This is a genomic window from Streptomyces sp. NPDC053474, from assembly GCF_044544845.1.
Lineage (GTDB): Bacteria > Actinomycetota > Actinomycetes > Streptomycetales > Streptomycetaceae > Streptomyces.
This window is the reverse complement of record NZ_JBITXV010000003.1, coordinates 548,311-572,479: the sequence shown is the minus strand read 5'-3', so window position 1 is coordinate 572,479 and position 24,169 is coordinate 548,311. Positions and strand designations below refer to the sequence as shown.

Below are 24,169 nucleotides of genomic sequence, written 5' to 3'. Positions count from 1 at the left end.
TTCCGGGGCCCGGACCGGGAATCGATACGATGACCCCATGGTTTCGAACGACGTGAGCATCGATACGACGCCGGGCGCCCTGCTCGTCGGCCGGCTGCACGTCGACCTGTGCCGTCTCGCCAGCGCCATCTGTCGGCGCTGAGGCGCCGCCGGGCGCCGGGCCGCGCCCCGCGCTCCCGGGCACCGGTCGGCCCGGCGTCCCGCACCCGCGCGGCCCCGCAGCGCTCGTACCTCTCACACTTCTCGCACCTCTCGCAGTTCCGGTAGTCCGCCCCTCCCGACAGGAGCCCATCGCCATGGCCATCGAGGTCCGCATCCCGACCATCCTCCGCACCTACACCGGCGGCGAGAAGGCCGTCGAGGGCAACGGCGACACCATCGCCGCACTCTTCGCCGACCTTGAGACCCGGCACGCGGGCATCCAGGAGCGCCTCATCGACAAGGACAAGGGCAACGAACTGCGCCGGTTCGTGAACGTGTACCTGAACGACGAGGACGTCCGCTTCCTGGCGGGCGTCTCCACCGAGCTCACCGACGGCGACAGCGTCACGATCCTGCCCGCCGTCGCGGGCGGCATGGTCTGACGGCCGCGGCCGCCGCATGCGTTACGACTCCCCGCTCGCGGCCGTCGGCAACACGCCGCTGGTCCGCCTGCCGCGCCTGTCCCCGTCCGCCGACGTCCGCGTCTGGGCCAAGCTGGAGGACCGCAATCCGACCGGCTCCATCAAGGACCGGCCCGCGCTCCACATGATCGAACAGGCCGAGAAGGACGGCCGGTTGACCCCCGGCCGCACCATCCTCGAACCGACCTCGGGCAACACCGGCATCTCGCTCGCCATGGCGGCCAGGCTCAAGGGCTACCGCATCGTGTGCGTCATGCCGGAGAACACCTCGCGGGAGCGGCGCGAACTCCTCACGATGTGGGGCGCCGAGATCGTCCCGTCGCCCGCGGCGGGGGGCTCCAACACCGCCGTGCGCGTCGCCAAGGAGCTGGCGGCCGAGCACCCCGACTGGGTGATGCTCTACCAGTACGGCAACCCGGACAACGCGGGCGCCCACTACGCCACCACCGGCCCCGAGATCCTCGCCGACCTGCCCTCGATCACCCACTTCGTGGCCGGGCTCGGCACCACCGGCACCCTCATGGGCGTCGGCCGCTATCTGCGCGAGCACAAGCCCGACATCAAGATCGTCGCCGCGGAGCCGCGCTACGACGACCTCGTCTACGGCCTGCGCAACCTCGACGAGGGCTTCGTCCCCGAGCTGTACGACGAGTCGGTCCTCACCACCCGCTTCTCCGTGGGCTCCGCCGACGCGGTGACCCGCACGCGCGAGCTGCTCAAGGAGGAGGGCATCTTCGCCGGAGTCTCCACCGGCGCGGCCCTGCACGCGGCCATCGGCGTCGGCCGCAAGGCCGTCAAGGCCGGGGAGCAGGCGGACATCGCCTTCGTCGTGGCCGACGGCGGCTGGAAGTACCTCTCGACGGGCCTGTACACGGCCCCGACGACGGAGGAGGCCATCGCCACGGTCCAGGGCCAACTTTGGGCGTAGCCCTGGGGGCGCCCTGGAACCGGTCGATCGGCCTTCGGCCTCGTCCTCAAACTCCCCCAAGCTCTTAAGGAGCAGGGGGTACCCCCTCGACGGGCTTGATGGTGCCGCTGCGGGCCGCATCTCGCCTGCGGGCGGACGGGATCCGGGCCGCACCGGAGACTTTCAGCCCGTCCGGCGCTTGAGGACGAGGCGCGAAGCGCCGATAAGGGCGGGGGCCCGGGGGCGGCAGCACCCGGTTCGGGAAGGGGCGGGCCTGGGGCGCACCGCGAGGGTTAGCCGCCGAGGTAGCGGACCTGGTCCCACAACGCCGGGTCCACCACCCCGGCCCGCCGCCGGAAGTCCCCGGCCCACAGCTCCCGCACCCCCTCCGGCTCCAGAAAGCTCACGCGCCCCTGGACATCGCCCACGGTCCCGGGCGGCAGCGGAATCACCCCGGCCCGCTCCTCGTGGAACCGCGTGGTGATCGTCGCGACGCGCACGGCGTCACCCCGTACGGACAGCACGAGGAAGGGGCGCTCGGCCTCGTCGGCCACGGCCCACCAGATCTCCGCGGCCCGCGGCCGGACCGCCGCTGCCGAGGCGGGCCGCCGCGCCGTGCGCCCCGCGCCGCGCGAGCGCCCGTGCCCGCGCCCCCACCCGTCCACCACGGTGGCCACCAGGGCGAGCACCACCACCGCGGCGAGGGCCAGCCACCAGGACGTGTCCATAGCCCCGACGGTACCGGCGGGCCCGTCAGCCCGCCGCCCGCGCGGGCGAAAGGAGGGCGCCGAGGACGACCGGAGCGTCCTCGCGCGCCAGGGCGACGAGCACCGTCTCGGCGCCGTCGCGGCACTCGATGAGGACGGTGTCGTACGTGCCGCCGGGGCCGATGACGGTGTCGCCGGGCCGCGGCGCCCGCACCTCGCGCACGGTCAGTGACGGCGGCAGCGGCCTGCGGGCGACGCGCCCGTCCGGGTCGGGCGTCACCGCGGGCGCCCCGTCCCCGACGACCAGGTGGTCGAAGCCGTCCACGCTGTAGGGCACGTCCCCGAGGACGGCCGCGCGCACGCACCGCTTCCCGGCGGGCGGCACCGGGACGATGTCGCTGGTGTCGACGGCCCGCCGCTCCCGCCGCCGCGTGAGCCACGCGACCAGCGCGGTGAGCGCCGCCACCGGCGGCACCCCGAGGGCCGTGACCAGCAGGGCGCCGCGCACGTCCGGGCAGACGTGGGCCGCGACGATGCCGAGGCAGCCCAGGAGCGCCCCGGCCACGGGCCCCACGGAGAGCTGCCAGGCGCTCGCGTGCGCGGCGGACGCGTACCTCCGGCGCCACCAGCCGACCGCCCCCAGGACGCCGAGCCCGATGGGCAGCGTCAGCAGGCCGATGCCGAGGGGCAGGCGCCAGTCGTCGGCGGGCGAGGCCTCGGTGTCCTCGGCGGCGGTGCCGAACCGCACGGTGCGGATCTCGCCCCGCCAGTACGTCAGGGACACCCGGTCCCCGGCGCGCACGGCGTCGTGCAGCCGCGATCCGGACATGTGCACGCGCCGCACCCGGTCGTCGCCGCGCTCGGTGACGCGGAGCCAGTAGTCGGCCTTGCGGCCGCGGGCCTCCACCTCGGTGCCCGTGACGGTCGCGGCCACCGTCGTCGTGCACGATTCCGGCCGGGCCCCGGCCGTACACGCGGGCGCGGCGGCGTACGCGTGCCCCCGCGCGAGCGCGCCCGGCACGGCGGCGAAGAACCCGAGGGGGACGAGCAGGAACACCAGCGCACAGCCGACCCCGAGCACCGACCGCCACCGACCGGGCCCGTTCCCCGTCCGCCCCGCCGTCCCCGACACTCCCGCACCCCTCCCGGACCCAGCCAAAACCTTCCCTCACAGTGTCCCCCGCCACCCCACCCCCGGACGGCCCCCCCGAACCGGTGACACCCCAGGTGAGTTCGCCCACAACGGCCCACGACGGAGGAGCGAGGCGCCGTTTCGCGCCTTACGCTCGTCGGACCGCACGCCCCCGAATTCCCCCGACCGCCAGCGCGGAGGTTCCAGCTATATGAAGCTCACCGTCGTCGGCTGCTCGGGGTCGTTTCCGTCCGCGGACTCGGCCTGCTCGAGCTACCTCGTCGAGGCCGACGGCTTCCGGCTGCTGCTCGACATGGGCAACGGCGCCCTGGGCGAGCTGCAGCGCCACATCGGTCTGTACGACCTCGACGCGATCTTCCTCAGCCATCTGCACGCCGACCACTGCATCGACATGTGCGCGTACTTCGTGGCCCGCTACTACCGGCACGAGGGCGGCCGCTGCGTGCCCATCCCGGTGTACGGCCCCGAGGGCACCGAGCAGCGCCTGACCACGGCGTACGCCGACACGCCCTCCGCGTCCTCGATGAGCGAGGTCTTCGACTTCCACACGGTCAAGCCGGGCGCCTTCGACATCGGCCCGTTCGCGGTGCGCACCGAGAAGGTCTGCCATCCGGTCGAGGCGTACGCCGTGCGCGTCGAGCACGGCGGCAGGTCGCTCACGTACTCCGGCGACACGGGCCCCTGCGCGGCGCTCGACGAACTCGCCACCGGCACCGACCTCTTCCTGTGCGAGGCCGCGTTCACGCACGGCAAGGAGGACATCCCGGACCTGCACCTCAACGGCCGCGAGGCGGGCGAGTCCGCCCGGCGCGCGGGCGCGGGGCGCCTGGTCCTCACCCACATCCCGCCGTGGACGGACCCCGCGGTGAACCTCGCGGACGCCCGCGCGGTGTTCGAGGGCCCGACGGAGCTGGCCGCGCCCGGAGCGTCGTACCAGCTCTGAGGCGCTGTATCGATCCGCCCCCGCGGCGCGTGCCACCCTGACGACGAAGGCCCCGGAACCCAAGCGGTTCCGGGGCCTTCGCGCTGTCCGAGGGGCTACGCCTTCGTCAGGTCCTCGATCTCCTCCTCGGGCTCACGGCCCGGGGTGGGGATGTTGAACTTGACGATCGCGAAGCGGAAGACCACGTAGTAGACGGCCGCGAAGACGAGGCCGATCGGGATGATCATCCAGGGCTTGTCGGCGAACTTCCAGTTCAGGACGTAGTCGATGGCACCGGCGGAGAAGGTGAAGCCGTGGTGCACGCCGAGCGCCCAGGTGACCGTCATGGCCACGGCCGTGAGGACCGCGTGGATCACGTACAGGGCCGGGGCGATGAACATGAACGCGAACTCGATCGGCTCGGTGATGCCGGTGACGAAGGAGGTGAGCGCGAGGGACATCATCATGCCGCCGACGACCTTGCGGCGCTCGGGGCGCGCGGTGTGCGTGATGGCGAGCGCGACGGCGGGCAGCGCGAACATCATGATCGGGAAGAAGCCGGACATGAACTGGCCCGCGGTCGGGTCGCCGTGCATGAAGCGCTGGATGTCGCCGTGCCAGACGGCGCCCGCGGAGTCCGTGAAGGAGCCGATCTCCTGCCAGGCCACGGTGTTCACGAACTGGTGCATGCCGACCGGGAGCAGCCCGCGGTTGACCACGCCGAAGATGCCCGCGCCGACCGAGCCGAGGTCGGTCATCCACTCGCCGAAGCTGGTGATGGCGTCGCCGACCGGGCCCCAGGCCAGGCCGAAGAAGACACCCAGGGCGGTGCCGATGAAGGCCATGATGATCGGCACCAGGCGGCGGCCGTTGAAGAAGCCGAGCCAGTCCACCAGCTTGGTGCGGTGGAACTTCTGCCAGACCACGGCGGAGATCAGGCCCATGATGATGCCGCCGAAGACCTTGGGGTCGTTGTACGTGGCGGCGATGTCGGCACCCTTGGTGATCTTCGCCTCGGTCACCGGGAACGCCTTGAGCACGTTCGTGTAGACCAGGAAGCCGACGAGCGCGGCGAGGGCCGTGGAGCCGTCCGCCTTCTTCGCGAAGCCGATGGCGACACCGATGCAGAACAGCATCGGCATGTTCGCGAACACGGCGTCACCGGCGTTGGCGAACACCGTGGCGACCTTGCCCCAGCCCAGGCCGTCCGCGCCGAACACGTCCGGCTGGCCGAGGCGGAGCAGGATGCCCGCGGCGGGCAGCACGGCGATGGGCAGCTGCAGGCTGCGGCCGACCTTCTGCAGACCCTGCAAGAGGCCGGCGCCCCGCTTCTTCGCGGGCGCCGCCTTGGCGGTGGCCGTACTCATGACTTCCTCCATGTGCGGGTGCTGTCAGGGGACAGTTCAGGGGGTGCGACAGCATCCAGGTGGTCTACACCACTCAGTGGTGTAGACCTGTTGTAACACGGTCAAGGCGACATAAGGAACCCGCGATTCCTGTGGGGTGGGCCATACCGTCACAAGCACGACGAAAGGCCCCGGGACCAGGGGGTCCGAGGGCCTTTCCGGAGGCTCTGAGCGGGGTTCCGCTTGAGGCCTACGCTTTGGTCTGTTCTGCGTCCAACGCCTTTGCTTCCTCTTCCGGTTCGCGGCCCGGGGTGGGCAGGTCGAACTTGTGGATGACGAAGCGGAACAAAGCGTAGTAGACGACCGCGAACACCAGGCCGATGGGGATGATCAACCAGGGCTTGGTGGCCAGGCTCCAGTTGATGACGTAGTCGATGAGACCCGCCGAGAAGCTGAAGCCGTCCTTCACGCCGAGCGCCCACGTCACCGCCATCGAGACGCCGGTGAGCACCGCGTGGATCGCGTACAGGAGCGGCGCGATGAAGAGGAAGGAGTACTCGATCGGCTCGGTGATGCCGGTGACGAAGGAAGTCAGGCCGACCGAGAGCATCATGCCGCCGACGACCTTGCGGCGCTCGGGGCGGGCCGCGTGCGTGATGGCGAGCGCGGCGGCGGGCAGCGCGAACATCATGATCGGGAAGAAGCCCGAGGTGAACTGGCCCGCCGTCGGGTCCCCGGCGAGGAAGCGGTTGATGTCACCGTGCACCACGGTGCCGTCCGCCTTGGTGTAGTCGCCGAACTGGAACCAGACGAAGGTGTTCAGGAACTGGTGCAGGCCGACCGTGAGCAGCGCGCGGTTGGCCACGCCGAAGATGCCCGAGCCCAGCCAGCCGAGGTCCACCAGCCACTTGGAGAAGCTGGTGAGCCCGTCGCCGATGGGCGGCCAGACCCAGACGCACAGGCCCGCGAAGACCAGGCCGACGAAGGCCATGATGATCGGTACGAGCCTGCGGCCGTTGAAGAAGCCCAGCCAGTCCACCAGGCGCACCCGGTGGTAGCGCTGCCAGAGCCAGGCCGCGAGCAGGCCCATCACGATGCCGCCGAACACGCCCGGATTCTGGTACGCGGCCTGGGTGGGGGCCCCCTCGCCGGTCACGCACACCCCGCTCCACATCCCGGCGCCCGCGAAGTCGGCGCCCGGCGGGCAGTCGTCGGGGAAGGCGCGGAGCACCGCGTAGTAGACGAGGAAGCCCGCGACGGCGGCGAGCGCGGTGGAGCCGTCCGCCTTCTTGGCCATGCCGATCGCCACGCCGATGCAGAAGAGGAGCGGCAGGCCGAGCGAGGAGTCGAGCAGGGCGCCGCCCGCGGCGGCGAAGACCTTGGCGACGTTCGTCCAGCCCAGACCGTCGTCGCCGAAGACGTCCGGCTGGCCGAGCCGGTTCAGGATGCCCGCGGCGGGCAGCACGGCGATGGGCAGCTGGAGGCTGCGGCCCATCTTCTGCAGGCCCTGGAAGAGGCCGTTCCACCACTTCTTCCGCGGTGCCGCGGCGGCGTCCGACGTCATCGGCGTTCCTCCTGGAACCTTCCGGGAACCGGCCAGTTTGGCGGTCGTTGAAAACTGGTGTAGACCAGTTGCGGGCAGGTGTGCGGTGGCCCCTGGTCAGGGACGACGCCTTGATCGTCATGATGGGGTGCGGCCGTCGTGACCGCCCGCGAAGATGGGCCAACCGTGCGTTACCGTGACAGAGCGGACCTACGGTGTCGTGGCCGCGTCCTTTCACAGCAGGGAGTAAGCAATGGCCAGCAAGGCTGAGAAGATCGTCGCCGGGCTCGGTGGCCTCGACAACATCGAAGAGGTCGAGGGCTGCATCACCCGCCTCCGCACCGAGGTCAACGACCCGAGCCTGGTCGACGAGGCCGCTCTGAAGGCCGCGGGCGCGCACGGTGTCGTGAAGATGGGCACGGCGATTCAGGTGGTCATCGGCACGGATGCGGATCCGATCGCGGCGGAGATCGAAGACATGATGTGAGCGACGTCGCTCCCGCTTGGGGGTGCGGATCCGGGTTGCCGGGGCCGCGCCCCTTTTGCGTTGCCCGGGGCGGCTGCGGCCTCGGCTCGCCCTGAGCCCTGGCGCCGCGGCGCGGGGCGGCTGTCCGCTGTGCCCGCCCATCCCCAAGCTCTCGGCTCCGCTCGAGCAGGGGAGACCCCACTCGCCCCCTGGGCGGACCAGCCGCCCACAGAGCCAGGGGGAACCGGCCCGGTAGAGGACCGGGTGAACCGGTCGGGTGGGTTCCGGGGGGACTATAGGGTCGTTGGTATGTCTCGATTCGACGGTCGTACCCCCGCCCAGCTTCGTCCCGTTTCCATCGAGCGGGGGTGGAGCAAGCACGCCGAGGGCTCCGTCCTCGTCTCCTTCGGTGACACCAAGGTCTTCTGCACGGCCTCCGTCACGGAGGGCGTGCCCCGCTGGCGCAAGGGCAGCGGCGAGGGGTGGGTCACCGCCGAGTACTCGATGCTGCCGCGCTCCACCAACACCCGCGGCGACCGCGAGTCCGTACGCGGCAAGATCGGCGGCCGCACGCACGAGATCTCCCGCCTCATCGGCCGCTCGCTGCGCGCCGTCATCGACTACAAGGCGCTCGGCGAGAACACCATCGTCCTGGACTGCGACGTCCTCCAGGCCGACGGCGGCACCCGCACCGCCGCCATCACCGGCGCGTACGTCGCGCTCGCCGACGCCGTCTCCTGGGCGCAGGGCAAGAAGCTCATCAAGGCGGGCCGCCAGCCGCTGACCGGCACCGTCAGCGCCGTGTCCGTCGGCATCGTCGGCGGCGTGCCGCTGCTCGACCTCGCCTACGAGGAGGACGTCAAGGCGGACACCGACATGAACGTGGTGTGCACCGGCGATGGCCGGTTCGTCGAGGTCCAGGGCACCGCGGAGGCCGAGCCGTTCGCGCGCGACGAGCTGAACGCCCTGCTCGACCTCGCCGTCGGGGGCTGCGCGGAGCTGACCGCGCTCCAGCGCGAGGCACTGGATTCGGCCAAGTAGCCGTAGATGTACAGGGGTTCGCCTCCCGGCGAGCAACCGTCCCGACGACCACGGGCGTTCTATGGGGTGGAGCGTGCGGGAACGACCGCACGCTCGCTCACCGCATAACGGGAGGGAACCATCCATGGCCGTGCGCCACCGCCGTGTCACCGTCGCCATAACCACCGCTCTGATCGCCGTACCGGCGACGCTCGGCCTCGTCGCCTGCGACCCGAAGGACGCCGTGGACTGCGTCAGGGCGGCCGACGCCGTGTCCGACGGCGCCGCCGCGCTCCGCAAGGCCGCCTCCGACGCGGTCCTCTACCCGGACCGGTCCTCCGAGCGGCGCTTCGACAAGATCAGGGACAACCTCAAGGACATCCGCGAGGACCACGAGGACGACGAGGACATCACCGAAGCCGTCGACGAGATGCAGAAGGCCGTCGACAACGTCGAGAAGGCCGTCGACAACGGCGACAAGACGCCCGACCTCCGCCCGATGGCGAACGCCGCGGGCAAGGTCACCAAGGCCTGCACGAACTGACGCCGGGCCAGGGCCCGCACGGACGGACGCGGCGCGGTGGCCGGGGACACCCCCCGGCCGGGCGGCCGGGTCCCGGCGACGGGACGGATACTGGTCCCATGACCCGTCTCATCCTCGCCACCCGCAACGCCCACAAGGTCACCGAGCTCAGGGCGATCCTGGCCGCCGCGGGCCTCGACCACGAACTCGTGGGCGCGGACGCCTACCCCGAGATCCCCGACGTCAAGGAGACCGGGGTCACCTTCGCCGAGAACGCCCTGCTCAAGGCGCGCGCCCTGGCGCGGGCCACCGGCCTGCCCGCCGTCGCCGACGACTCCGGGCTCTGCGTCGACGTGCTCGGCGGGGCGCCCGGCATCTTCTCGGCGCGCTGGGCGGGGCGCCACGGCGACGACAAGGCCAACCTCGACCTGCTGCTCGCCCAGCTCGGCGACATCGACGAGGCCCACCGCGGCGCGCACTTCGCCTGCGCCGCGGCCCTCGCCCTGCCCGACGGCACCGAGCGCGTCGTCGAGGGCAGGCTGCGCGGCACCCTGCGCCACGCCCCCGCGGGCACGAACGGCTTCGGCTACGACCCGGTCCTCCAGCCCGAGGGGGACACCCGGACCTGCGCCGAGCTGACGGCCGAGGAGAAGAACGCGATCAGCCACCGCGGCGAGGCGTTCCGCGCCCTCGTGCCGGTGGTGCGGGAGCTGCTCGGCTGACCCGGCGCGCACAGACGGCGAAGGGCGCCCCCGCGCGCGGCGGGGGCGCCCTTTCGTACGTCTGCTTCCGAAGGCGGCGAGTCCTTCGCGAGTGCGGCCGGAGGGACTCGAACCCTCACGGGTGTTACCCCACTGGGACCTAAACCCAGCGTGACTGCCAATTCCACCACGGCCGCGTGCCGCCCCATCGTAATGGGCGCCCGACCGCGGCCGCCGGGCGGAGTCAGAACTTGGGCGCCGCGGCCCGCTCCTCGACCAGGTCGGCGGCCTCCTCCTCGGTCTCGACGCACGGCGGCGAGCCGCTGAGCGGCCGCCGCGCGGTCTCCTTCATGCAGGCGACCGCGGCGATGCCGACGCCCGCCGCCGCCATGGAGTAGTAGGCGGGCATCATGTCCGAGCCCGTGACGCTGATCAGCGCGGTGATCACCAGCGGCGCGGTGCCGCCGAACAGCGAGGCGGAGAGGTTGTAGCCCACCGAGAGCGAGCCGTAGCGCACCGGTGTCGGGAACAGCGCGGGCAGGGTCGCGGACATCGTGCCCAGCAGACACACCAGGGACAGGCCGAGCATCAGCATGCCCGCCGCGACCGCGACCAGCGCGCCCTGCTTGATCAGCAGGAACGCCGGGACCGGCAGCACCAGGAAGCCCACCATGCCGGTCAGCAGGAGCGGCTTGCGGCCGAAGCGGTCGGACAGCACCCCGACCCGGCTGATCACCAGCATCAGCGCGAGCATCGTCGCGATGAGGATCACCAGACCGTGCGTGTCGTCGTAGCCCAGCTCGTCGGTGAGGTACGTCGGCATGTACGACAGGAGCGTGTAGTGGGCGATGTTGTACGCGCCGACCAGGGCGACGCACAGGACCAGCGGCCGCCAGTACTCGCGGAAGATCCTGGCCAGATCGCCCTTGGCAGAGGTCTCGACGGCGGACGCGGCGTCGGATGCGGGGTGGTAGCTCTCGTCCGTGAGCTTCTGGAACGCCGGGGTCTCGTCCAGGCGCAGCCGCAGATACAGACCCACCAGGCCGAGCGGGCCCGCCACCAGGAACGGCACGCGCCAGCCCCACGCCTCCATGGCGCCGTCGTCGAGCACGGTCGTCAGGATCGTGACCAGGCCCGCCGCGCCCACGTACCCGGCGAGCGTGCCGAACTCCAGGAAGCTGCCGAAGTAGCCGCGCCGCTTGTCCGGCGCGTACTCGGCGATGAAGGTGGACGCGCCGCCGTACTCGCCGCCGGTGGAGAAGCCCTGCACCATGCGGAAGAGGATCAGGAGCACCGGGGCCCAGAAGCCGATGGCGGCGTAGCCGGGGATCAGGCCGATGGCGAAGGTCCCGGCCGCCATCAGGATCATCGTCAGGGCCAGCACCTTCTTGCGGCCGACCTTGTCGCCCATCGGGCCGAACACCATCCCGCCGAGCGGCCGGACCAGGAACGAGACCGCGAAGGTGGCGAACGACGAGAGCAGCTGGACCGTGCTGTTCCCGGACGGGAAGAAGACATGCCCGATGGTGACGGCCAGATAGCTGTAGATGCCGAAGTCGAACCACTCCATGGCGTTGCCGAGCGAGGCCGCCTTCACCGCGCGGCGCACCGCCGCGTCGTCGGTGACGGTGATGTCGGTGCGCCGCAGGGGCGGGTTCCGGCGCCGTCTCACCGTGCGGAAGAGGAGGCGGTGACGCTTCACCGCCTCCGGGTCGGCGCCGGGAGCGAGGGGGTCGGCCCCCGTGTCGGCCTGGTACCTGCTGGCCGCCATGGAAGGAGTCCTTTCGGAGCGGGTGGGTCTCCAGGACGCCTACTCCGAGCCCGCGATCGCAAACGAAAGCCCCCTACCGGAGGGGGCTTTCTCACATGCGCCGCGGCGGCCGTGCGCGCTCGTCAGATGCCGAGGTCGCGGATGATCTTGGCGACGTGGCCGGTCGCCTTCACGTTGTAGAACGCGTGTTCCACCTTGCCGTCCTCGTCCACGACGACGGTCGAACGGATCACGCCCGTCACCGTCTTGCCGTACAGCTTCTTCTCGCCGAAGGCGCCGTACGCCTCCAGGGTCTCCTTGGCCGGGTCGCCGACCAGGGTGACCTTCAGGTTCTCCTTCTCGCGGAACTTCGCGAGCTTCTCCGGCTTGTCCGGGGACACCCCGATGACGTCGTAGCCCGCGGCCGCGAGCACGTCCAGGTTGTCCGTGAAGTCGCAGGCCTGCTTGGTGCAGCCGGGGGTCAGGGCGGCCGGGTAGAAGTACACGATCACCTTGCGGCCCTTGTGGTCCGCGAGGGAGACCTGCTTGCCGTCGGCGTCGGGCAGGGAGAAGGCGGGGGCGGTGTCGCCGGGCTGCAGTCGCTCGCTCATTCTTGGGCTCCTCACGGTGCGCGTACGCACCAAGCTGTGGTGACGGAGACGAGCGTAATAGGGGTGCCGTGGGGTGCGGCGCGGGCGAAGCTGACAGACTGTGGAGGTCCGAGTACAAGGAACACACCCCACGGAGGCAGCGCGGTGTCGGATGCGGATGCCAGGACCCCTGCGCAGATCGAGGCGGACATCAAGCTCCGGCGCGAACAGCTCGCCGAGACCCTCGACGAGATCGGGGTGCGGGTCCACCCGAAGACGATCGTCGGCGACGCCAAGGCGAAGGCCGCGGCCAAGGTGGACAACACCCTCGGGCGGGCCTACGTCGGGGCGAACCGCTTCGTCTCCGACGTGCGCGGCCAGCTCGTCTCGGCGGACGGCCAGCCACGCCTGGAGCGGATCGTGCCGGTGGCCCTGGTGGTCGTGGGGCTCGTGGGGCTCCTCGCCGTCGGAACCCGGCGTCGCAAGGGCTGACCCGGGGGCGTACAGGGCGCGTGTGGGCAGGTAGGTTCGGGGCGTGAGCGCCAAGACACATGACACCAGCACCCACGACGACAAGCTGCCGATCCGGATGCTGCACGACCGCGTGCTCGTGCGACAGGACACCGCCGAGGGCGAGCGGCGCTCCGGCGGCGGCATCCTGATCCCCGCGACCGCGGCCGTCGGCCGCCGCCTGGCCTGGGCCGAGGTGGTCGCCGTGGGGCAGAACGTGCGCACGGTGGAGCCGGGCGACCGGGTGCTCTACGACCCGGAGGACCGGGCCGAGGTCGAGGTGCGGGGCACGGCGTACGTGCTGATGCGCGAGCGCGACCTGCACGCGGTGGCCGCGGACCGCTTCGAGGGCTCGGAGGACTCCACGGGGCTCTATCTCTAGCCCACAGGTGCGCGAAGGGGCTGGTGACCATGGTCACCAGCCCCTTTTGCCTGCCCTTTGCTACCGTGGAAGGACCCCGACGAGACGCGCCGTACCGGGCCCCGCAAAGACGACGCACCCCTGAAGTCCCGTTCTCGGAGGTGCCGTCATGGCCTGGGTCCTGCTCATCGTCGCCGGTCTGCTCGAAGTCGGCTGGTCGATCGGCATGAAGTTCACCGAGGGGTTCACCCGCCTGTGGCCGAGCGTGTTCACCGGCGCGGGCATCGTCGCGAGCATGGTCCTGCTGTCGTACGCGGCGAAGACGCTCCCCATCGGCACGGCCTACGGCGTCTGGGTCGGCATCGGCGCCGCGGGCGCCGCGGTGGTCGGCATGGCCGCCCTGGGCGAGCCCACCACCGCGGCCCGGATCTTCTTCGTCTGCCTGCTGCTCGTGGCTGTGGTGGGCCTCAAGGCGACGAGCGGCCACTGAGCCCGGGGGGCGCCCCGCGAGGGGCGCAGCCGGTCACTGAGCCCCGGGGGGGCGCCCCTTAAGGGGCGCGGGGCTGCGTCATGTGCGGCTCCGCCGCGTGGGCGCGCCCAGCCCCCACGCACCCGCAGGCTCAATCGTCGTCCCGCCCACCGGTCCCCACGGTGAGCCCACCAAGGGCCCCCTGGGCGGCCCCGCCGCCCGGCCCCCCGTCGTTGTCCCCGCTGGCGCCCCCGCCACCCGCACCGCCGCCCTGCGCAGCGCCGCCCTGGTCCTGCCCGCCGGTCGGGTCCTGGGTCTGACCGCCCTGGTCCTGGCCACCCTGATCCTGGCCACCCTGGCCCTGGCCGCCGGTCGGCTCCTGGGTCTGACCGCCCTGGGTCCGGCCGCCGCCCTGGTCCGGTTCCTCCGACGGCCCCCCGTCCGCCGCGCCGCCGGTGTCGTCGCCCTCGTCGGGCTCCTGCGCCGACTGCGACGGGTCCGGCGCGACCGGCTCCTCGGAGCCCGGCTCCAGCTGGAGGTCGAACTCGTTGACGGGCTTGCCCTCCAGGGCGTCCTTGGTGAACTGCGCCCACACCTTCGCCGGGTAGCCGCCGCCGTTGATGCGGGTCTCGCCGAGCGCCCCGTACAGCGGCGTCTGCGCCGCCGTGACCGGGTCCTGGCCCATCACAGCGACCACGGTGGCGAGGTCGGGGGTGTAGCCCGCGAACCAGGCCGCCTTGTCGTTCTCCGCCGTACCCGTCTTGCCCGCCGCCGGGCGGCCCGCGGCGAGGGCCTCGCGGCCGGTGCCGGACTGCACCACGCTCTGCAGGATCGACGTCGTCGTGTCGGCGGCCTCGCGGCTCACCGCCGTCGTCGTCTTGCGCTGCGGAAGGGCGATGTCCTGGCCGTCCTTGCTGATCTTCTCGACGAGCGTGTACGTGCCGTGCTTGCCGTGGTTGGCGAGCGTCGCGTACGCCTCGGTCATGTCCAGGACGGACGCCGTGGACGGGCCGAGCGCGATCGACGGGGACGCGGTCAGGTCCGGCGTCTTCGCCGGGACGCCGAGCGCGACCGCGGTCTCCTTGACCTTGTCCGAGCCGACGTCGACGGCCATCTGCGCGTACACCGAGTTCACGGACTTGTCCGTGGCCTCGCGCACGCTGATGTCGCCGTACTGGTAGTCGTCCTCGTTGGCGGGCGCGTACGTGCCGCCGTCCCAGCCCTGGACCGGGCGGCGGTTGTTGCCGTCGTAGACCGTGTTCGGCGTGATCGGGCGGCCGTCCTGCGTGGTCGAGTCGTTCTCCACCGCCGAGGTGAACACGAACGGCTTGAAGGTCGAGCCGACCTGGTAGTCGCGCCGGGTCGCGTTGTTCACGAACTGCTTGGTGTAGTCGATGCCGCCGTACATCGCGACGACCTTGCCGGTCTTCGGGTCCACCGACGCGCCGCCCACCCGCACGTCCTTGTCGATCTTGCGGGCCTTCTTGTCGACCTTCGACATGACCTGCTCGTCGACGGCCTTCACGAAGGCGTCCTGCTTGGGCTTCTGGAGCGTGGTGGTGATGCGGTAGCCGCCCTTGCTGAGGGTGTCCTCGTCGACGATCCGGTTCTCGATCAGATAGTCCTCGACGGCCTTCACGACGTAGCCGCGCTGGCCGGAGAGGCCCGGCGCGCCCTTCGCCTGCTCCGGCATCGGGAACTTGACCTTGTCCCGCTCGGCCCGGTCGAGCCAGCCCTCCTTGACCATGCCGTCCAGGACGTAGTTCCAGCGCGCGACGGCACGCGGCTTGTTCTCCGGGTGCGTCGCCACGTCGTAGGCGTTGGGGGAGTTCACCAGGGTCGCCAGGTACGCGCCCTGGCCGACGGACAGGTCCTCGACGTCCTTGCCGTAGTACGCCTGCGCCGCGGCCTGCACGCCGTACGCGCTGCGGCCGAAGTAGCTGGTGTTCAGATAGCCCTGGAGGATCTCGTCCTTGCTCACCTCGCGGTCCAGCTTGATCGCGATGAAGAACTCCTTCACCTTGCGCGAGACCGTCTGCTCCTGCGCCAGGTAGTAGTTCTTCACGTACTGCTGGGTGATCGTCGAACCGGACTGCTTGCCCTTGCCGGTGAGCGTGTTCCAGCCCGCGCGGAGCATCGCCTTGGGGTCGACGGCGGACTCGCTGTAGAAGTCCCGGTCCTCGGCGGCGAGGACCGCGTGCTGGACCTTCTTGGGCACCTTCGACAGCGGCACGTTCTCGCGGTTGACCTTGCCGTCGCGGGCGATCTCGGTGCCGTCGGAGTACAGGTAGACGTTGCTCTGCTTGGTGGCCATGGCGTTGGCGGGCGGGATGTTCACGAGGAAGTAGCCCGTCATGAACGCGCCCACGCCGAGCAGGATGAACAGGATGAAGGCGCCGAGCACCATCCGCCAGGTCGGGAAGAGGCGCCGCCAGCCCTTGCGCTTGGGCCGCTTCGCCTTCTTGCCCTTCTTGCCCTGCTGGCCGGGCGCTGCTGGCCCGGCGGGGCTCGCCCCGTCGCCGTCGCCCGCCCCGCCCTCGTCGGGGTCGCGGGGCGCCCAGCCCTGCGGCCTGCCGTTCCCGGGCTCCTGGTGCGCGGCGCCGGGCCCCTCGGGCCGCACGGGCCGCAGCCGGGTCGTGGCGGGGCCGCCCTTCGCCGCGGCCCCGGCCGCCCCGGCCGCGGCCCCGGCCGCCCCGGCCGCGGCCCCGGCCGCCCCGGCCGCGGCCCCGGCCGCCCCGGCCGCGGCCCCCTGGGCACCGGCCTTGACGGGGCGGATCTGCTGGGTCGCGGGGTCGTTCGCCCCGGCGGCCGGGGTGGCCCGGGGCGGCGCGGCGGAGCCGTTCTTGCGCAAGCGCGCGGCGTCGCCCTCGCCCTTGCCCCGCGGCGCGGCCCCGTCCCGGTCGGTGACCGGCCGGATCTGCTGGGTGGCGGGGTCGGGCGCGCCCTGGCCGGGGCGCGCGGCGGGGTCATCCCGGCGCGCGGGCCCGTCACCCTTGCCGGGGACGCCCGGGCGCCCGGCGTCGGCGGGGCGGCGGGCCCCCTCGGGGGCGTCCTGGCGCGGGGCCGCAGGCCCGTCCTCGGGGGCGGCGGGCTCCCCGGGCCCGTCAGCGGGCCCGCGCCCGGGGCCACGCTGCTGCTGCGGCTCGTCGCTGCTCATGTCTCGCGGAACTCCCAGTTCGCGTCGTACGCCTCGTACGACCCATTGCACACTGTCTCCGCATGCCCTTCTGACCAGGCACGCGCCGCGCGGCGAAATTGCCTGGCACGGACGGCCCCGCTCACATTAGGCTCCTGCGCTTCGGTCCGGACACGCGGTCCGGGCGCCCGGCCTGGAAGCGGGACGAGGCTCTCTGAAAGGGATGTGCGTGAGAACAGGACGGTTCCGCTTGTACGCGGCCGTCGCCGGAGGAAACTTCCGGAGATTCGCCACATACCGGATGGCGACGCTGGCGGGTGTGTTCACCAACACGGTGTTCGGGGTGATCCTGGCCTACACCTACAAAGCCCTCTGGGACGAGAGACCCGGACTAGGAGGATACGACCAGGCGCAGGCGCTCACGTACGTCTGGCTCGGACAGGCCCTCCTGATGACCGTCGCGGCGATGGGCGGCGGCTTCGAGGCGGAGCTGATGGAGCGCATCCGCACCGGCGACGTGGCGACCGACCTCCACCGGCCCGCCGACCTCCAGGCGTGGTGGCTCGCGAGCGATCTGGGCCGGGCCGCGTTCCACCTTCTGGGCCGTGGGGTGGTGCCGATGACTTTCGGGGCGCTCGCCTTCCAACTCGCGCTGCCGACGTCCGCGTTGACCTGGCTCGCGACGCTCCTCGCGGTGTTCCTCGGCGTCGTCGTCAGCTTCGCCCTGCGCTATCTGGTGGCGCTCAGCGCCTTCTGGCTCCTGGACGGCACGGGCGTGGCCCAGATCTCTTGGCTCGCGGGCACGTTCTTCTCCGGCATGCTGCTGCCCCTGAACGTCTTCCCCGGCGCCCTCGGCGAGGCCGCCCGGGCCCTGCCCTGGTCCGCGCTGCTCCAGGTGCCCGCGGACGTGTTCCTCGGCAAGCACACGGGCACCGGGCTCCTCGCGATCTACGCCTTCCAGGCCGCCTGGGCGGCGGGGCTGCTCGCCCTCGGACGGCTGCTCCAGGGCGTGGCGACCCGCCGGGTGGTGGTCCAGGGTGGCTGAGTCGCTGCGGGAGCGGCCCGAGCCGCCCCAGGAGCGGGCCGAGCCGCCGCGTGAGCGGGCCGAGCCGCCGGGTGAGCGGGCCGGGGGGCCGGTGCCCGGCGGCCTCGGCGTGCCGGTGGGGCCGCTCGGCAGGGCCCGCGAGGGCGTGCGCGCCTACCGCCTGATCACCGCCATGTGGATCCGCTCCACGATGGCCTACCGCGCCTCCTTCGCGCTGACGACCTTCGGGAACTTCGCGGCGACCGCGCTCGACTTCGTCGCGATCCTGCTGATGTTCTCCCAGGTGGACCGGCTCGGCGGCTACGGCCTCGGCGAGATCGCCTTCCTGTACGGGGCGGCGTCCACCGCCTTCGGCGTGGCCGACCTCGCCATGGGCTCCATGGAGCGGCTCGGCACCCGGGTGCGCGACGGCACGCTCGACACCCTCCTGGTCCGCCCCGTGCCGGTCCTCGCGCAGGTCGCGGCCGACCGCTTCGCGCTGCGCCGCCTCGGCCGCATCACCCAGGGCCTGCTGGTCCTCGCGTACGCCTTCTGGAGCGTGGACATCGCCTGGACGCCCCTGAAGGTGCTCCTCGTGCCGCTGATGCTGATCAGCGGGGCCGGGATCTTCGCCGCCGTCTTCGTGCTCGGCGCGGCCTTCCAGTTCGTCGCCCAGGACGCCTCCGAGGTGCAGAACTCCGTCACGTACGGCGGCAACACGCTGCTCCAGTACCCGCCGACCGTCTTCGCCGACGACCTGGTGCGCGGGGTCACCTTCGTCGTCCCGATCGCCTTCGTGAACTGGCTGCCCGGCCTGTACGTCCTCGACCGCCCGGCCCCGCTGGGCCTGCCGGAGTGGGCCGCCTTCGCCCCGCCGCTCGTGGCCCTCGCGTGCCTGGCGCTCGCGGGGCTCGCCTGGCGCGCGGGACTCCGCTCGTACCGCAGCACAGGGAGCTGACTCTTACGTGGACACCGACGCGTTCATCACCCTCGACGGCGTCGAGAAGGTCTTCGACGTCCGCAGGAGGACCGGCCTCCTGCGCCGCGAGCGGCACGAGGTGCGGGCCGTCGACGGCATCACCTTCCGGGTGCCGCGCGGCGAGATGGTCGGCTACATCGGGCCGAACGGCGCGGGCAAGTCGACCACCATCAAGATGCTCACCGGCATCCTCACGCCCAGCGGCGGCCGACTGCGGGTCGCGGGCATCGACCCGGCCCGCGAACGCACCCGCCTGGCCCGGCACATCGGCGTCGTCTTCGGCCAGCGCACCACGCTGTGGTGGGACCTGCCGCTCATCGACTCGTACCGCCTGATGCACCGGATGTACCGGATCCCGGACGCCCGCTTCGCCGAGAACCTCGACCGCTGCGTCGAACTCCTGGACCTGGGCGCCCTGTTGGACGTCCCCGTACGGCAGCTCTCGCTCGGCCAGCGCATGCGCGGCGACATCGCGGCGGCGCTCCTGCACGACCCGGAGGTCCTCTACCTCGACGAGCCGACCATCGGCCTCGACGTGGTCAGCAAGGCCAAGGTCCGCGGCTTCCTGCGCGACCTGAACGCCGAGTCCGGCACCACGGTCCTGCTCACCACGCACGACCTCACCGACATCGAGCAGCTCTGCGAGCGCGTCATGGTCATCGACCACGGGCGCCTGATGTACGACGGCCCGCTCGACGGCCTCCACGAGGCGGGCCAGAGCGAGCGCATGCTGATCGTGGACCTGGAGCACGAACTGCCGCCCCTGGAGGTCGAGTCGGCGCGGGTCGTGCGCACCGAGGGCCCCCGGCAGTGGCTGGCCTTCCCCGCGGACGCCTCCGCGGCGCCTCTGGTCGCCGCGGTCGCCGAGCGCTATCCGCTCGTCGACCTCTCCGTGCGCGAGCCGGACATCGAGGCCGTCATCGCCAAGATGTACGCCGACCGGGGGACCTCGTAGGCTTCGGGGTATGACGGACGCCGAGTCTTCCCAGCCCCCCGCGTCGCCACCGGCCGTCCCCGGCGCGCCGGATCCGGGGCTCCGCGCCTCCGACGCCGACCGCGAGCGCGTCGCCGAGGTCCTGCGCGAGGCCCTCGCCGAGGGCCGCCTCGACATGGACGAGTTCACCGAGCGGGTGGACTCGGCCTACCGCGCCCGTACGTACGGCGACCTCGCGCCGCTCACCCGGGACCTGCCCGCGGCCGGTGCGGTCGCCCCCAAGACCTCCCTGGTCAAGCGGTCCGCCGACGACGGTTCGACGGAGATCGACTGGGCGGAGCGCGTCGTCGTGGGCGCCGAGCCCACCTCCAGCGGCGCCTTCGCCCTCTGGAGCGGCTTCAACCGCAAGGGCGGCTGGACCATCGGGCGGCTCTTCACGTCGTTCGCGATGTGGGGCGGCGGCGAGATCGACCTGCGCGAGGCGCGCTTCGCCGAACGGGACGTCGTGATCCGCTGCTTCACGATCATGGGCGGCATCCAGGTCACCGTGCCGCCCGAACTGAACGTCACCGTCAAGGGCTTCGGCATCATGGGCGGCTTCGGCGACGACGCCACGGGCGAGGGCACCCCGGGCTCCCCGCGGGTGACCGTCACCGGCTTCGCCCTGATGGGCGGCGTCGGCGTCGAGCGCAAGCTCCGCAAGGCCGAGCGCCAGCGCCTGAAGGAGCAGCGCCGCCAGGAGCGCATCGAGGAGCGCGAGGCCCGGCGCCTGGCCCACCAGGAGCGCCACGAACTCCACCGCCGCCGGGTGGAGGAGCACCACCGCCGGACGGAGGACCGGCACCACGGCATCCACGGCGGGGACGGGCAGTAGCCCGCTCGCCCCCGCCGCGCCGACGCATCGGACGGGCCCTAGGCCGCGGAGTCCCGGCGGCCGCCCTGGCGGCCGGTGCCCGCGCCGCCCTTGGCGCCGCCCGCGGCCGTACGCCGTCCGGAACCGCGCCCGGCGTTGCCGGAGGCGGCACCGGCCGCGGACCGGCGGCCGGAGCCACGGCCGGAGCCACGGCCGGAGGCCGCGCCCGCCGTCGTCCCGCCGGACGCCCGGCGCTCCGAGCTCCGGCGTTCCGAGCCCCGGCCCCCGGCCGTGCCCGTGGCGCCGGTCGCGGTGCCCGCCGCGGCCTTCGCCCCGCCGCCACCGCGGCGTCGGCGGCTGGACCGCCTGCGGGACTCGGAGCCGGGCGCCCCGTCGGCACGGCCGGACGCCGGTGCTTGGGGCTGCGGGACCTCGATGGTGACGGCCACGCCGGAGGGCTCGCGGGCGCCGGTGATGTCGGCGAGCTCCGTGTCGCTCGACGTGACGCGGCTGGTCCGGGGGCGGATGCCCGCGTCCGACATGAGCCGGGTGATGTCCCGCTTCTGCTCGGGCAGGACCAGCGTGACCACGCTGCCGGAGTCACCGGCGCGGGCCGTGCGGCCGCCGCGGTGCAGATAGTCCTTGTGGTCGGCGGGGGGATCGACGTTCACGACGAGGTCGAGGTCGTCGACGTGTATGCCCCGGGCCGCGACGTTCGTCGCCACCAGGGCGGTGACCTGCCCGTTCTTGAACTGCTCCAGGGTGCGGTTGCGCTGCGGCTGGGAGCGGCCGCCGTGCAGGGCCGCCGCGCGGACGCCCACGGCCAGGAGCCGCTTGGCGAGCCGGTCCGCGGCCCGCTTGGTGTCGATGAAGAGGATCACCCGGCCGTCGCGGGCCGCGATGCGCGTGGTGACGGCCTTCTTGTCGGTCTCGTCCTGCACGTGGAGCACGTGGTGCTCCATGGTGGTCACCGCGCCCGCGGACGGGTCCACGGAGTGCACCACCGGGTCGGTCAGGAACCGCTGCACCAGGCGGTCGATGTTCCGGTCCAGGGTGGCCGAGAAGAGCAGGCGCTGACCGTCGGGCCGTACGCGCTCGACCAGCTTGGTGATCTGCGGCAGGAAGCCCATGTCGGTCATCTGGTCGGCCTCGTCGAGCACCGTGACGCGGACGTCGCCGAGCACGCAGTCGCCGCGCTCCACCAGGTCGTTGAGCCTGCCGGGGGTGGCCACGACGACCTCGGCGCCGCGCCGGATCGTGGCGGCCTGCTTGGTGATGGAGAGGCCGCCGACCACGGTGGCGAGGCGGAGGTTCACGGCCGTCGCGTAGGGGGTCAGCGCGTCCGTGACCTGCTGGGCGAGCTCACGCGTGGGCACGAGGACGAGGGCGAGGGGCGCCTTGGGCTCGGCGCGCAGACCGGCCGTGCGGGTCAGCAGCGCGAGCCCGAAGGCCAGCGTCTTGCCGGAGCCGGTGCGGCCGCGGCCGAGGAGGTCGCGCCCGGCGATCGAGTTGGGCAGCGTGGCGGCCTGGATGGGGAAGGGGGTGGTCACCCCCTGCGCGGTGAGGGTCTTGAGCAGGCCCGAGGGCATGTCCAGATCGGCGAAGCCCTCGACGGCGGGGAGTGCGGGTGTCGTGTTCTCCGGCAGCCGGAAATCCCTCGCGGGCGGCGCCGAGGACGCGGACGACTTGGACGACCTGGACGAGGACGTCTTGGCCGACGACGCGCGCCGGTTCGGCTTCTGGGGCCTGCGGGACATGCGGGTACTTGCCTTCCTGGAAACAGCACAAACCGGGGTCCGCACCGTGACGGTACGGACCCCGGTGAGTGGATACGCGTCCGGCGATCAGGCGGGGACGATGTTCTCCGCCTGCGGGCCCTTCTGGCCCTGCGTCACGTCGAAGGAGACGCGCTGGCCCTCCTGGAGCTCACGGAAGCCCTGGGTGGCGATGTTCGAGTAGTGGGCGAAGACGTCGGGGCCGCCGCCGTCCTGCTCGATGAAGCCGAAGCCCTTTTCCGAGTTGAACCACTTCACGGTTCCCTGTGCCATGACATTCTCCTTGACTGTAGGCAGAGGCCCCATCCGGAGATGCCGGTAAAAAACTAATGCGCCCGAGGAAACATTCCCGTCAGGCGCACATAGGTTCATGGGTACCACAACTGCAACGCTGAAACTCTAACACAGCCCGGCGGCAGTCGCCGGGTGACGGTGATCTCAGAGCTCGGCCGCTCCCGACCCCTTCAGGGCCCCCAGATCGAAGGTCTCGCCCATGCGGCGGAAGCCCGCGTCGCTGGGGTGGAGGCTGTCGCCCGAGTCGTAGCGGCGCAGGAGCCTGCGGGGGTCGTACGGGTCGCGCAGGGCCTTGTCGAAGTCCACGTAGTCGTCGAAGACCCTCCCCGAGCGGATCTCGGCGTTGACGGACTGCCGCACCGCCTCCAGGGCGGGGGTGTAGCCCCGGTGGCCGCCGAAGGGCATGAGGGTGGCGCCGACGACGCGCAGGCCGCGGGTGTGGGCCTGGCGGGTCAGCTCCCGCAGCCCGTCGAGGATGCGCTGGGCGTCGGTCTGCCGCGGGTTGCGCAGGATGTCGTTGATGCCGAGGGCGATGACGACGGCCTTGGCGCCGCTGCGGCCGAGGACGTCGCGGCCGAAGCGGGACAGGCCGCTGGGGTTGGCCGCGGGGGCGTCCGCGAAGCGGCCGGGCCGCCCGTCGGACAGGACGCGGTTGCCGCTGATGCCCTGGTTGACGACGCTGTAGCGCGGCGCGCCCGCCTCGTCGCGCAGCCGGTCCGCGAGCACGTCGGTCCAGCGGCGGTTGGCGCCCATGGTGGACGTGATGCCGTCGGTGATCGAGTCCCCGATGACGACGACCGTGCCGTCCGTGTCGCTGCTGAGCACGTCCACTGCGGAGACGTACCGCCAGTACGGGCTCTGCTCGTGGTACGCCGCCCCGGTCGCGTCCTCGGTCCGGTCGCCGTCGGCCACGTAGGAGATCTGGCGGGCGTGCGGGTGGTACGTCACCGGGCCCGAGGGCGTCGGCGAGTACGTGGTGACCAGCAGGTCCGCGTCGTGCGGGACGCGCAGGCGCGCCGCGTCGCTGACCACCTGGCGGCCGGGCGGGATGACGACGGACGTCTCGCCCCGGAAGGTGAGGCGGCGCAGCGTGTCGGCGGCCGCGGCCGGGCTTCCGGCCCCGGCGGCCACCGCGAGGGAGGCGTGCGTGACGGTCAGCGGCCGGCTGCCGTACAGGTTCGAGAGGGTGACGCGGGCGCCGTCGCCGCCCACGCTGGTGTGCACCACGTTGCGCACGGAGCGGCCCGCGAGGCCGTGCGCCTCCGTGCCGGGCTCGGCGCCCGCCGGGGACGCCGACCAGGTCCCGACCCAGGTGCCAGCGGAGGCGGGGGCCGCGGAGTTGCGCGGTGCACGGGGGTTCGCGCCGGACGCGTCCCCGGTGTCGTCGGCGCCGGTGACGCCGAGGTATATGGCCGCCGACACGACCAGGGTGACCGCGAGCAAAGCGGCCAGCAGTGCATAACCGTGACGCTTGGTCATGCGGCCTTTTTCTCCTCGGGCAGGGGGAGCCCGAGGCTCCGGTGTGATGACCCCATGATGCGTCATGGGCCGCGAGGAGGCCGACGGTGCCCCCCTCCGCTCCT

25 protein-coding genes, 1 tRNA gene and 1 riboswitch are annotated in these 24,169 nt (G+C 72.3%); of the genes, 15 read left to right on the top strand and 11 right to left on the bottom strand.

Annotation, left to right across the window (positions count from 1 at the left end; all coding sequences use genetic code 11):
* Window positions 1-37 precede the first annotated feature (37 nt).
* From ACIG3E_RS09330 to ACIG3E_RS09320, 3 genes are all read left to right on the top strand, one after another.
* Window positions 38-142 carry a putative leader peptide gene (locus tag ACIG3E_RS09330; RefSeq protein WP_318783814.1) on the top strand — a complete coding sequence of 35 codons (105 nt, stop codon included), beginning with the start codon at window positions 38-40 and terminating at the stop codon, window positions 140-142.
* A gap of 154 nt (window positions 143-296) precedes the next feature.
* Complete coding sequence (locus tag ACIG3E_RS09325) at window positions 297-584, top strand: MoaD/ThiS family protein (protein WP_138959951.1); 288 nt, start codon at window positions 297-299, stop codon at window positions 582-584.
* A gap of 16 nt (window positions 585-600) precedes the next feature.
* Window positions 601-1,551, top strand: coding sequence for a PLP-dependent cysteine synthase family protein (locus ACIG3E_RS09320; protein ID WP_399613249.1), 951 nt, complete (start codon window positions 601-603; stop codon window positions 1,549-1,551).
* A 272-nt stretch (window positions 1,552-1,823) separates the two neighbouring features.
* On the opposite strand, the gene ACIG3E_RS09315 is transcribed toward ACIG3E_RS09320, so the two are convergent.
* Both ACIG3E_RS09315 and ACIG3E_RS09310 read right to left on the bottom strand, forming a co-directional pair.
* Window positions 1,824-2,258: a type II toxin-antitoxin system PemK/MazF family toxin gene (locus tag ACIG3E_RS09315; RefSeq protein ID WP_399613247.1), complete on the bottom strand. Its 435-nt coding sequence runs from the start codon at window positions 2,256-2,258 to the stop codon at window positions 1,824-1,826.
* 25 nt (window positions 2,259-2,283) lie between these two features.
* Window positions 2,284-3,294, bottom strand: coding sequence for a hypothetical protein (locus tag ACIG3E_RS09310; protein WP_399613245.1), 1,011 nt, complete (start codon window positions 3,292-3,294; stop codon window positions 2,284-2,286).
* Window positions 3,295-3,580: 286 nt separating this feature from the next.
* On the opposite strand from ACIG3E_RS09310, the gene ACIG3E_RS09305 reads away from it, so the two are divergent.
* The gene (locus ACIG3E_RS09305) at window positions 3,581-4,333 is read left to right on the top strand and encodes an MBL fold metallo-hydrolase (RefSeq protein ID WP_399613242.1); all 753 of its coding nucleotides are present in this window, start codon (window positions 3,581-3,583) and stop codon (window positions 4,331-4,333) included.
* Window positions 4,334-4,428: 95 nt separating this feature from the next.
* Here the strand turns inward: ACIG3E_RS09305 and ACIG3E_RS09300 are convergent, their stop codons facing one another.
* Both ACIG3E_RS09300 and ACIG3E_RS09295 read right to left on the bottom strand, forming a co-directional pair.
* Complete coding sequence (locus ACIG3E_RS09300) at window positions 4,429-5,679, bottom strand: PTS transporter subunit EIIC (RefSeq protein ID WP_242718532.1); 1,251 nt, start codon at window positions 5,677-5,679, stop codon at window positions 4,429-4,431.
* 229 nt (window positions 5,680-5,908) lie between these two features.
* The gene (locus ACIG3E_RS09295; RefSeq protein WP_399613239.1) at window positions 5,909-7,222 is read right to left on the bottom strand and encodes a PTS transporter subunit EIIC; all 1,314 of its coding nucleotides are present in this window, start codon (window positions 7,220-7,222) and stop codon (window positions 5,909-5,911) included.
* A gap of 232 nt (window positions 7,223-7,454) precedes the next feature.
* Between ACIG3E_RS09295 and ACIG3E_RS09290 the strand changes: the two genes are divergently transcribed.
* The 4 genes from ACIG3E_RS09290 to rdgB all read left to right on the top strand — a co-directional run bounded on the left by ACIG3E_RS09290 (window position 7,455) and on the right by rdgB (window position 9,932).
* A complete protein-coding gene (locus ACIG3E_RS09290; RefSeq protein ID WP_024756373.1) occupies window positions 7,455-7,688 on the top strand; it encodes a glucose PTS transporter subunit EIIB in 234 nt (77 codons plus the stop codon).
* 288 nt (window positions 7,689-7,976) lie between these two features.
* Window positions 7,977-8,708: a ribonuclease PH gene (gene rph, locus ACIG3E_RS09285; RefSeq protein ID WP_242718527.1), complete on the top strand. Its 732-nt coding sequence runs from the start codon at window positions 7,977-7,979 to the stop codon at window positions 8,706-8,708.
* A 124-nt stretch (window positions 8,709-8,832) separates the two neighbouring features.
* Window positions 8,833-9,231, top strand: coding sequence for a hypothetical protein (locus ACIG3E_RS09280; RefSeq protein ID WP_399613234.1), 399 nt, complete (start codon window positions 8,833-8,835; stop codon window positions 9,229-9,231).
* Window positions 9,232-9,329: 98 nt separating this feature from the next.
* Window positions 9,330-9,932: an RdgB/HAM1 family non-canonical purine NTP pyrophosphatase gene (rdgB, locus tag ACIG3E_RS09275; protein ID WP_399613232.1), complete on the top strand. Its 603-nt coding sequence runs from the start codon at window positions 9,330-9,332 to the stop codon at window positions 9,930-9,932.
* A gap of 92 nt (window positions 9,933-10,024) precedes the next feature.
* On the opposite strand, the gene ACIG3E_RS09270 is transcribed toward rdgB, so the two are convergent.
* The 3 genes from ACIG3E_RS09270 to bcp all read right to left on the bottom strand — a co-directional run bounded on the left by ACIG3E_RS09270 (window position 10,025) and on the right by bcp (window position 12,272).
* Window positions 10,025-10,108, bottom strand: a tRNA-Leu gene (locus ACIG3E_RS09270).
* Window positions 10,109-10,155: 47 nt separating this feature from the next.
* The gene (gene proP, locus ACIG3E_RS09265; RefSeq protein ID WP_399613229.1) at window positions 10,156-11,682 is read right to left on the bottom strand and encodes a glycine betaine/L-proline transporter ProP; all 1,527 of its coding nucleotides are present in this window, start codon (window positions 11,680-11,682) and stop codon (window positions 10,156-10,158) included.
* Between the two features lie 122 nt (window positions 11,683-11,804).
* Window positions 11,805-12,272 carry a thioredoxin-dependent thiol peroxidase gene (bcp, locus tag ACIG3E_RS09260; protein ID WP_138959941.1) on the bottom strand — a complete coding sequence of 156 codons (468 nt, stop codon included), beginning with the start codon at window positions 12,270-12,272 and terminating at the stop codon, window positions 11,805-11,807.
* 144 nt (window positions 12,273-12,416) lie between these two features.
* Here bcp and ACIG3E_RS09255 point away from each other — a divergent pair, with 144 nt between their 5' ends.
* The 3 genes from ACIG3E_RS09255 to ACIG3E_RS09245 all read left to right on the top strand — a co-directional run bounded on the left by ACIG3E_RS09255 (window position 12,417) and on the right by ACIG3E_RS09245 (window position 13,612).
* The gene (locus ACIG3E_RS09255) at window positions 12,417-12,743 is read left to right on the top strand and encodes a DUF3618 domain-containing protein (protein ID WP_399613226.1); all 327 of its coding nucleotides are present in this window, start codon (window positions 12,417-12,419) and stop codon (window positions 12,741-12,743) included.
* A 43-nt stretch (window positions 12,744-12,786) separates the two neighbouring features.
* The gene (locus ACIG3E_RS09250; RefSeq protein WP_399613224.1) at window positions 12,787-13,143 is read left to right on the top strand and encodes a GroES family chaperonin; all 357 of its coding nucleotides are present in this window, start codon (window positions 12,787-12,789) and stop codon (window positions 13,141-13,143) included.
* 49 nt (window positions 13,144-13,192) lie between these two features.
* Window positions 13,193-13,262: riboswitch (guanidine-III (ykkC-III) riboswitch) on the top strand.
* A gap of 29 nt (window positions 13,263-13,291) precedes the next feature.
* Complete coding sequence (locus tag ACIG3E_RS09245; protein WP_399613221.1) at window positions 13,292-13,612, top strand: DMT family transporter; 321 nt, start codon at window positions 13,292-13,294, stop codon at window positions 13,610-13,612.
* A gap of 130 nt (window positions 13,613-13,742) precedes the next feature.
* Here the strand turns inward: ACIG3E_RS09245 and ACIG3E_RS09240 are convergent, their stop codons facing one another.
* On the bottom strand, window positions 13,743-15,998 hold the full coding sequence (locus tag ACIG3E_RS09240; RefSeq protein WP_399613530.1) for a transglycosylase domain-containing protein: 2,256 nt from the start codon (window positions 15,996-15,998) through the stop codon (window positions 13,743-13,745).
* 952 nt (window positions 15,999-16,950) lie between these two features.
* On the opposite strand from ACIG3E_RS09240, the gene ACIG3E_RS09235 reads away from it, so the two are divergent.
* From ACIG3E_RS09235 to ACIG3E_RS09220, 4 genes are read left to right on the top strand one after another with little or no spacing between them, the layout of a single operon-like run.
* A complete protein-coding gene (locus ACIG3E_RS09235) occupies window positions 16,951-17,772 on the top strand; it encodes an ABC transporter permease (protein WP_399613219.1) in 822 nt (273 codons plus the stop codon).
* Window positions 17,765-18,709, top strand: a complete 945-nt coding sequence (locus ACIG3E_RS09230; protein WP_399613216.1) for an ABC transporter permease — start codon at window positions 17,765-17,767, stop codon at window positions 18,707-18,709. The genes ACIG3E_RS09235 and ACIG3E_RS09230 overlap by 8 nt, the downstream gene beginning before the upstream one ends.
* 7 nt (window positions 18,710-18,716) lie before the next feature.
* Window positions 18,717-19,685 (top strand): ATP-binding cassette domain-containing protein, encoded by a 969-nt coding sequence (locus tag ACIG3E_RS09225; protein ID WP_399613214.1) that lies wholly within the window; start codon window positions 18,717-18,719, stop codon window positions 19,683-19,685.
* Between the two features lie 10 nt (window positions 19,686-19,695).
* Window positions 19,696-20,538 carry a DUF1707 domain-containing protein gene (locus ACIG3E_RS09220; RefSeq protein ID WP_399613211.1) on the top strand — a complete coding sequence of 281 codons (843 nt, stop codon included), beginning with the start codon at window positions 19,696-19,698 and terminating at the stop codon, window positions 20,536-20,538.
* 38 nt (window positions 20,539-20,576) lie between these two features.
* On the opposite strand, the gene ACIG3E_RS09215 is transcribed toward ACIG3E_RS09220, so the two are convergent.
* The 3 genes from ACIG3E_RS09215 to ACIG3E_RS09205 form a co-directional block, all read right to left on the bottom strand.
* Window positions 20,577-22,274 carry a DEAD/DEAH box helicase gene (locus ACIG3E_RS09215; RefSeq protein ID WP_399613209.1) on the bottom strand — a complete coding sequence of 566 codons (1,698 nt, stop codon included), beginning with the start codon at window positions 22,272-22,274 and terminating at the stop codon, window positions 20,577-20,579.
* 87 nt (window positions 22,275-22,361) lie between these two features.
* The gene (locus tag ACIG3E_RS09210; protein ID WP_007502648.1) at window positions 22,362-22,565 is read right to left on the bottom strand and encodes a cold-shock protein; all 204 of its coding nucleotides are present in this window, start codon (window positions 22,563-22,565) and stop codon (window positions 22,362-22,364) included.
* 165 nt (window positions 22,566-22,730) lie between these two features.
* Complete coding sequence (locus ACIG3E_RS09205; protein WP_399613206.1) at window positions 22,731-24,065, bottom strand: SGNH/GDSL hydrolase family protein; 1,335 nt, start codon at window positions 24,063-24,065, stop codon at window positions 22,731-22,733.
* Between the last annotated feature and the right edge of the window lie 104 nt (window positions 24,066-24,169).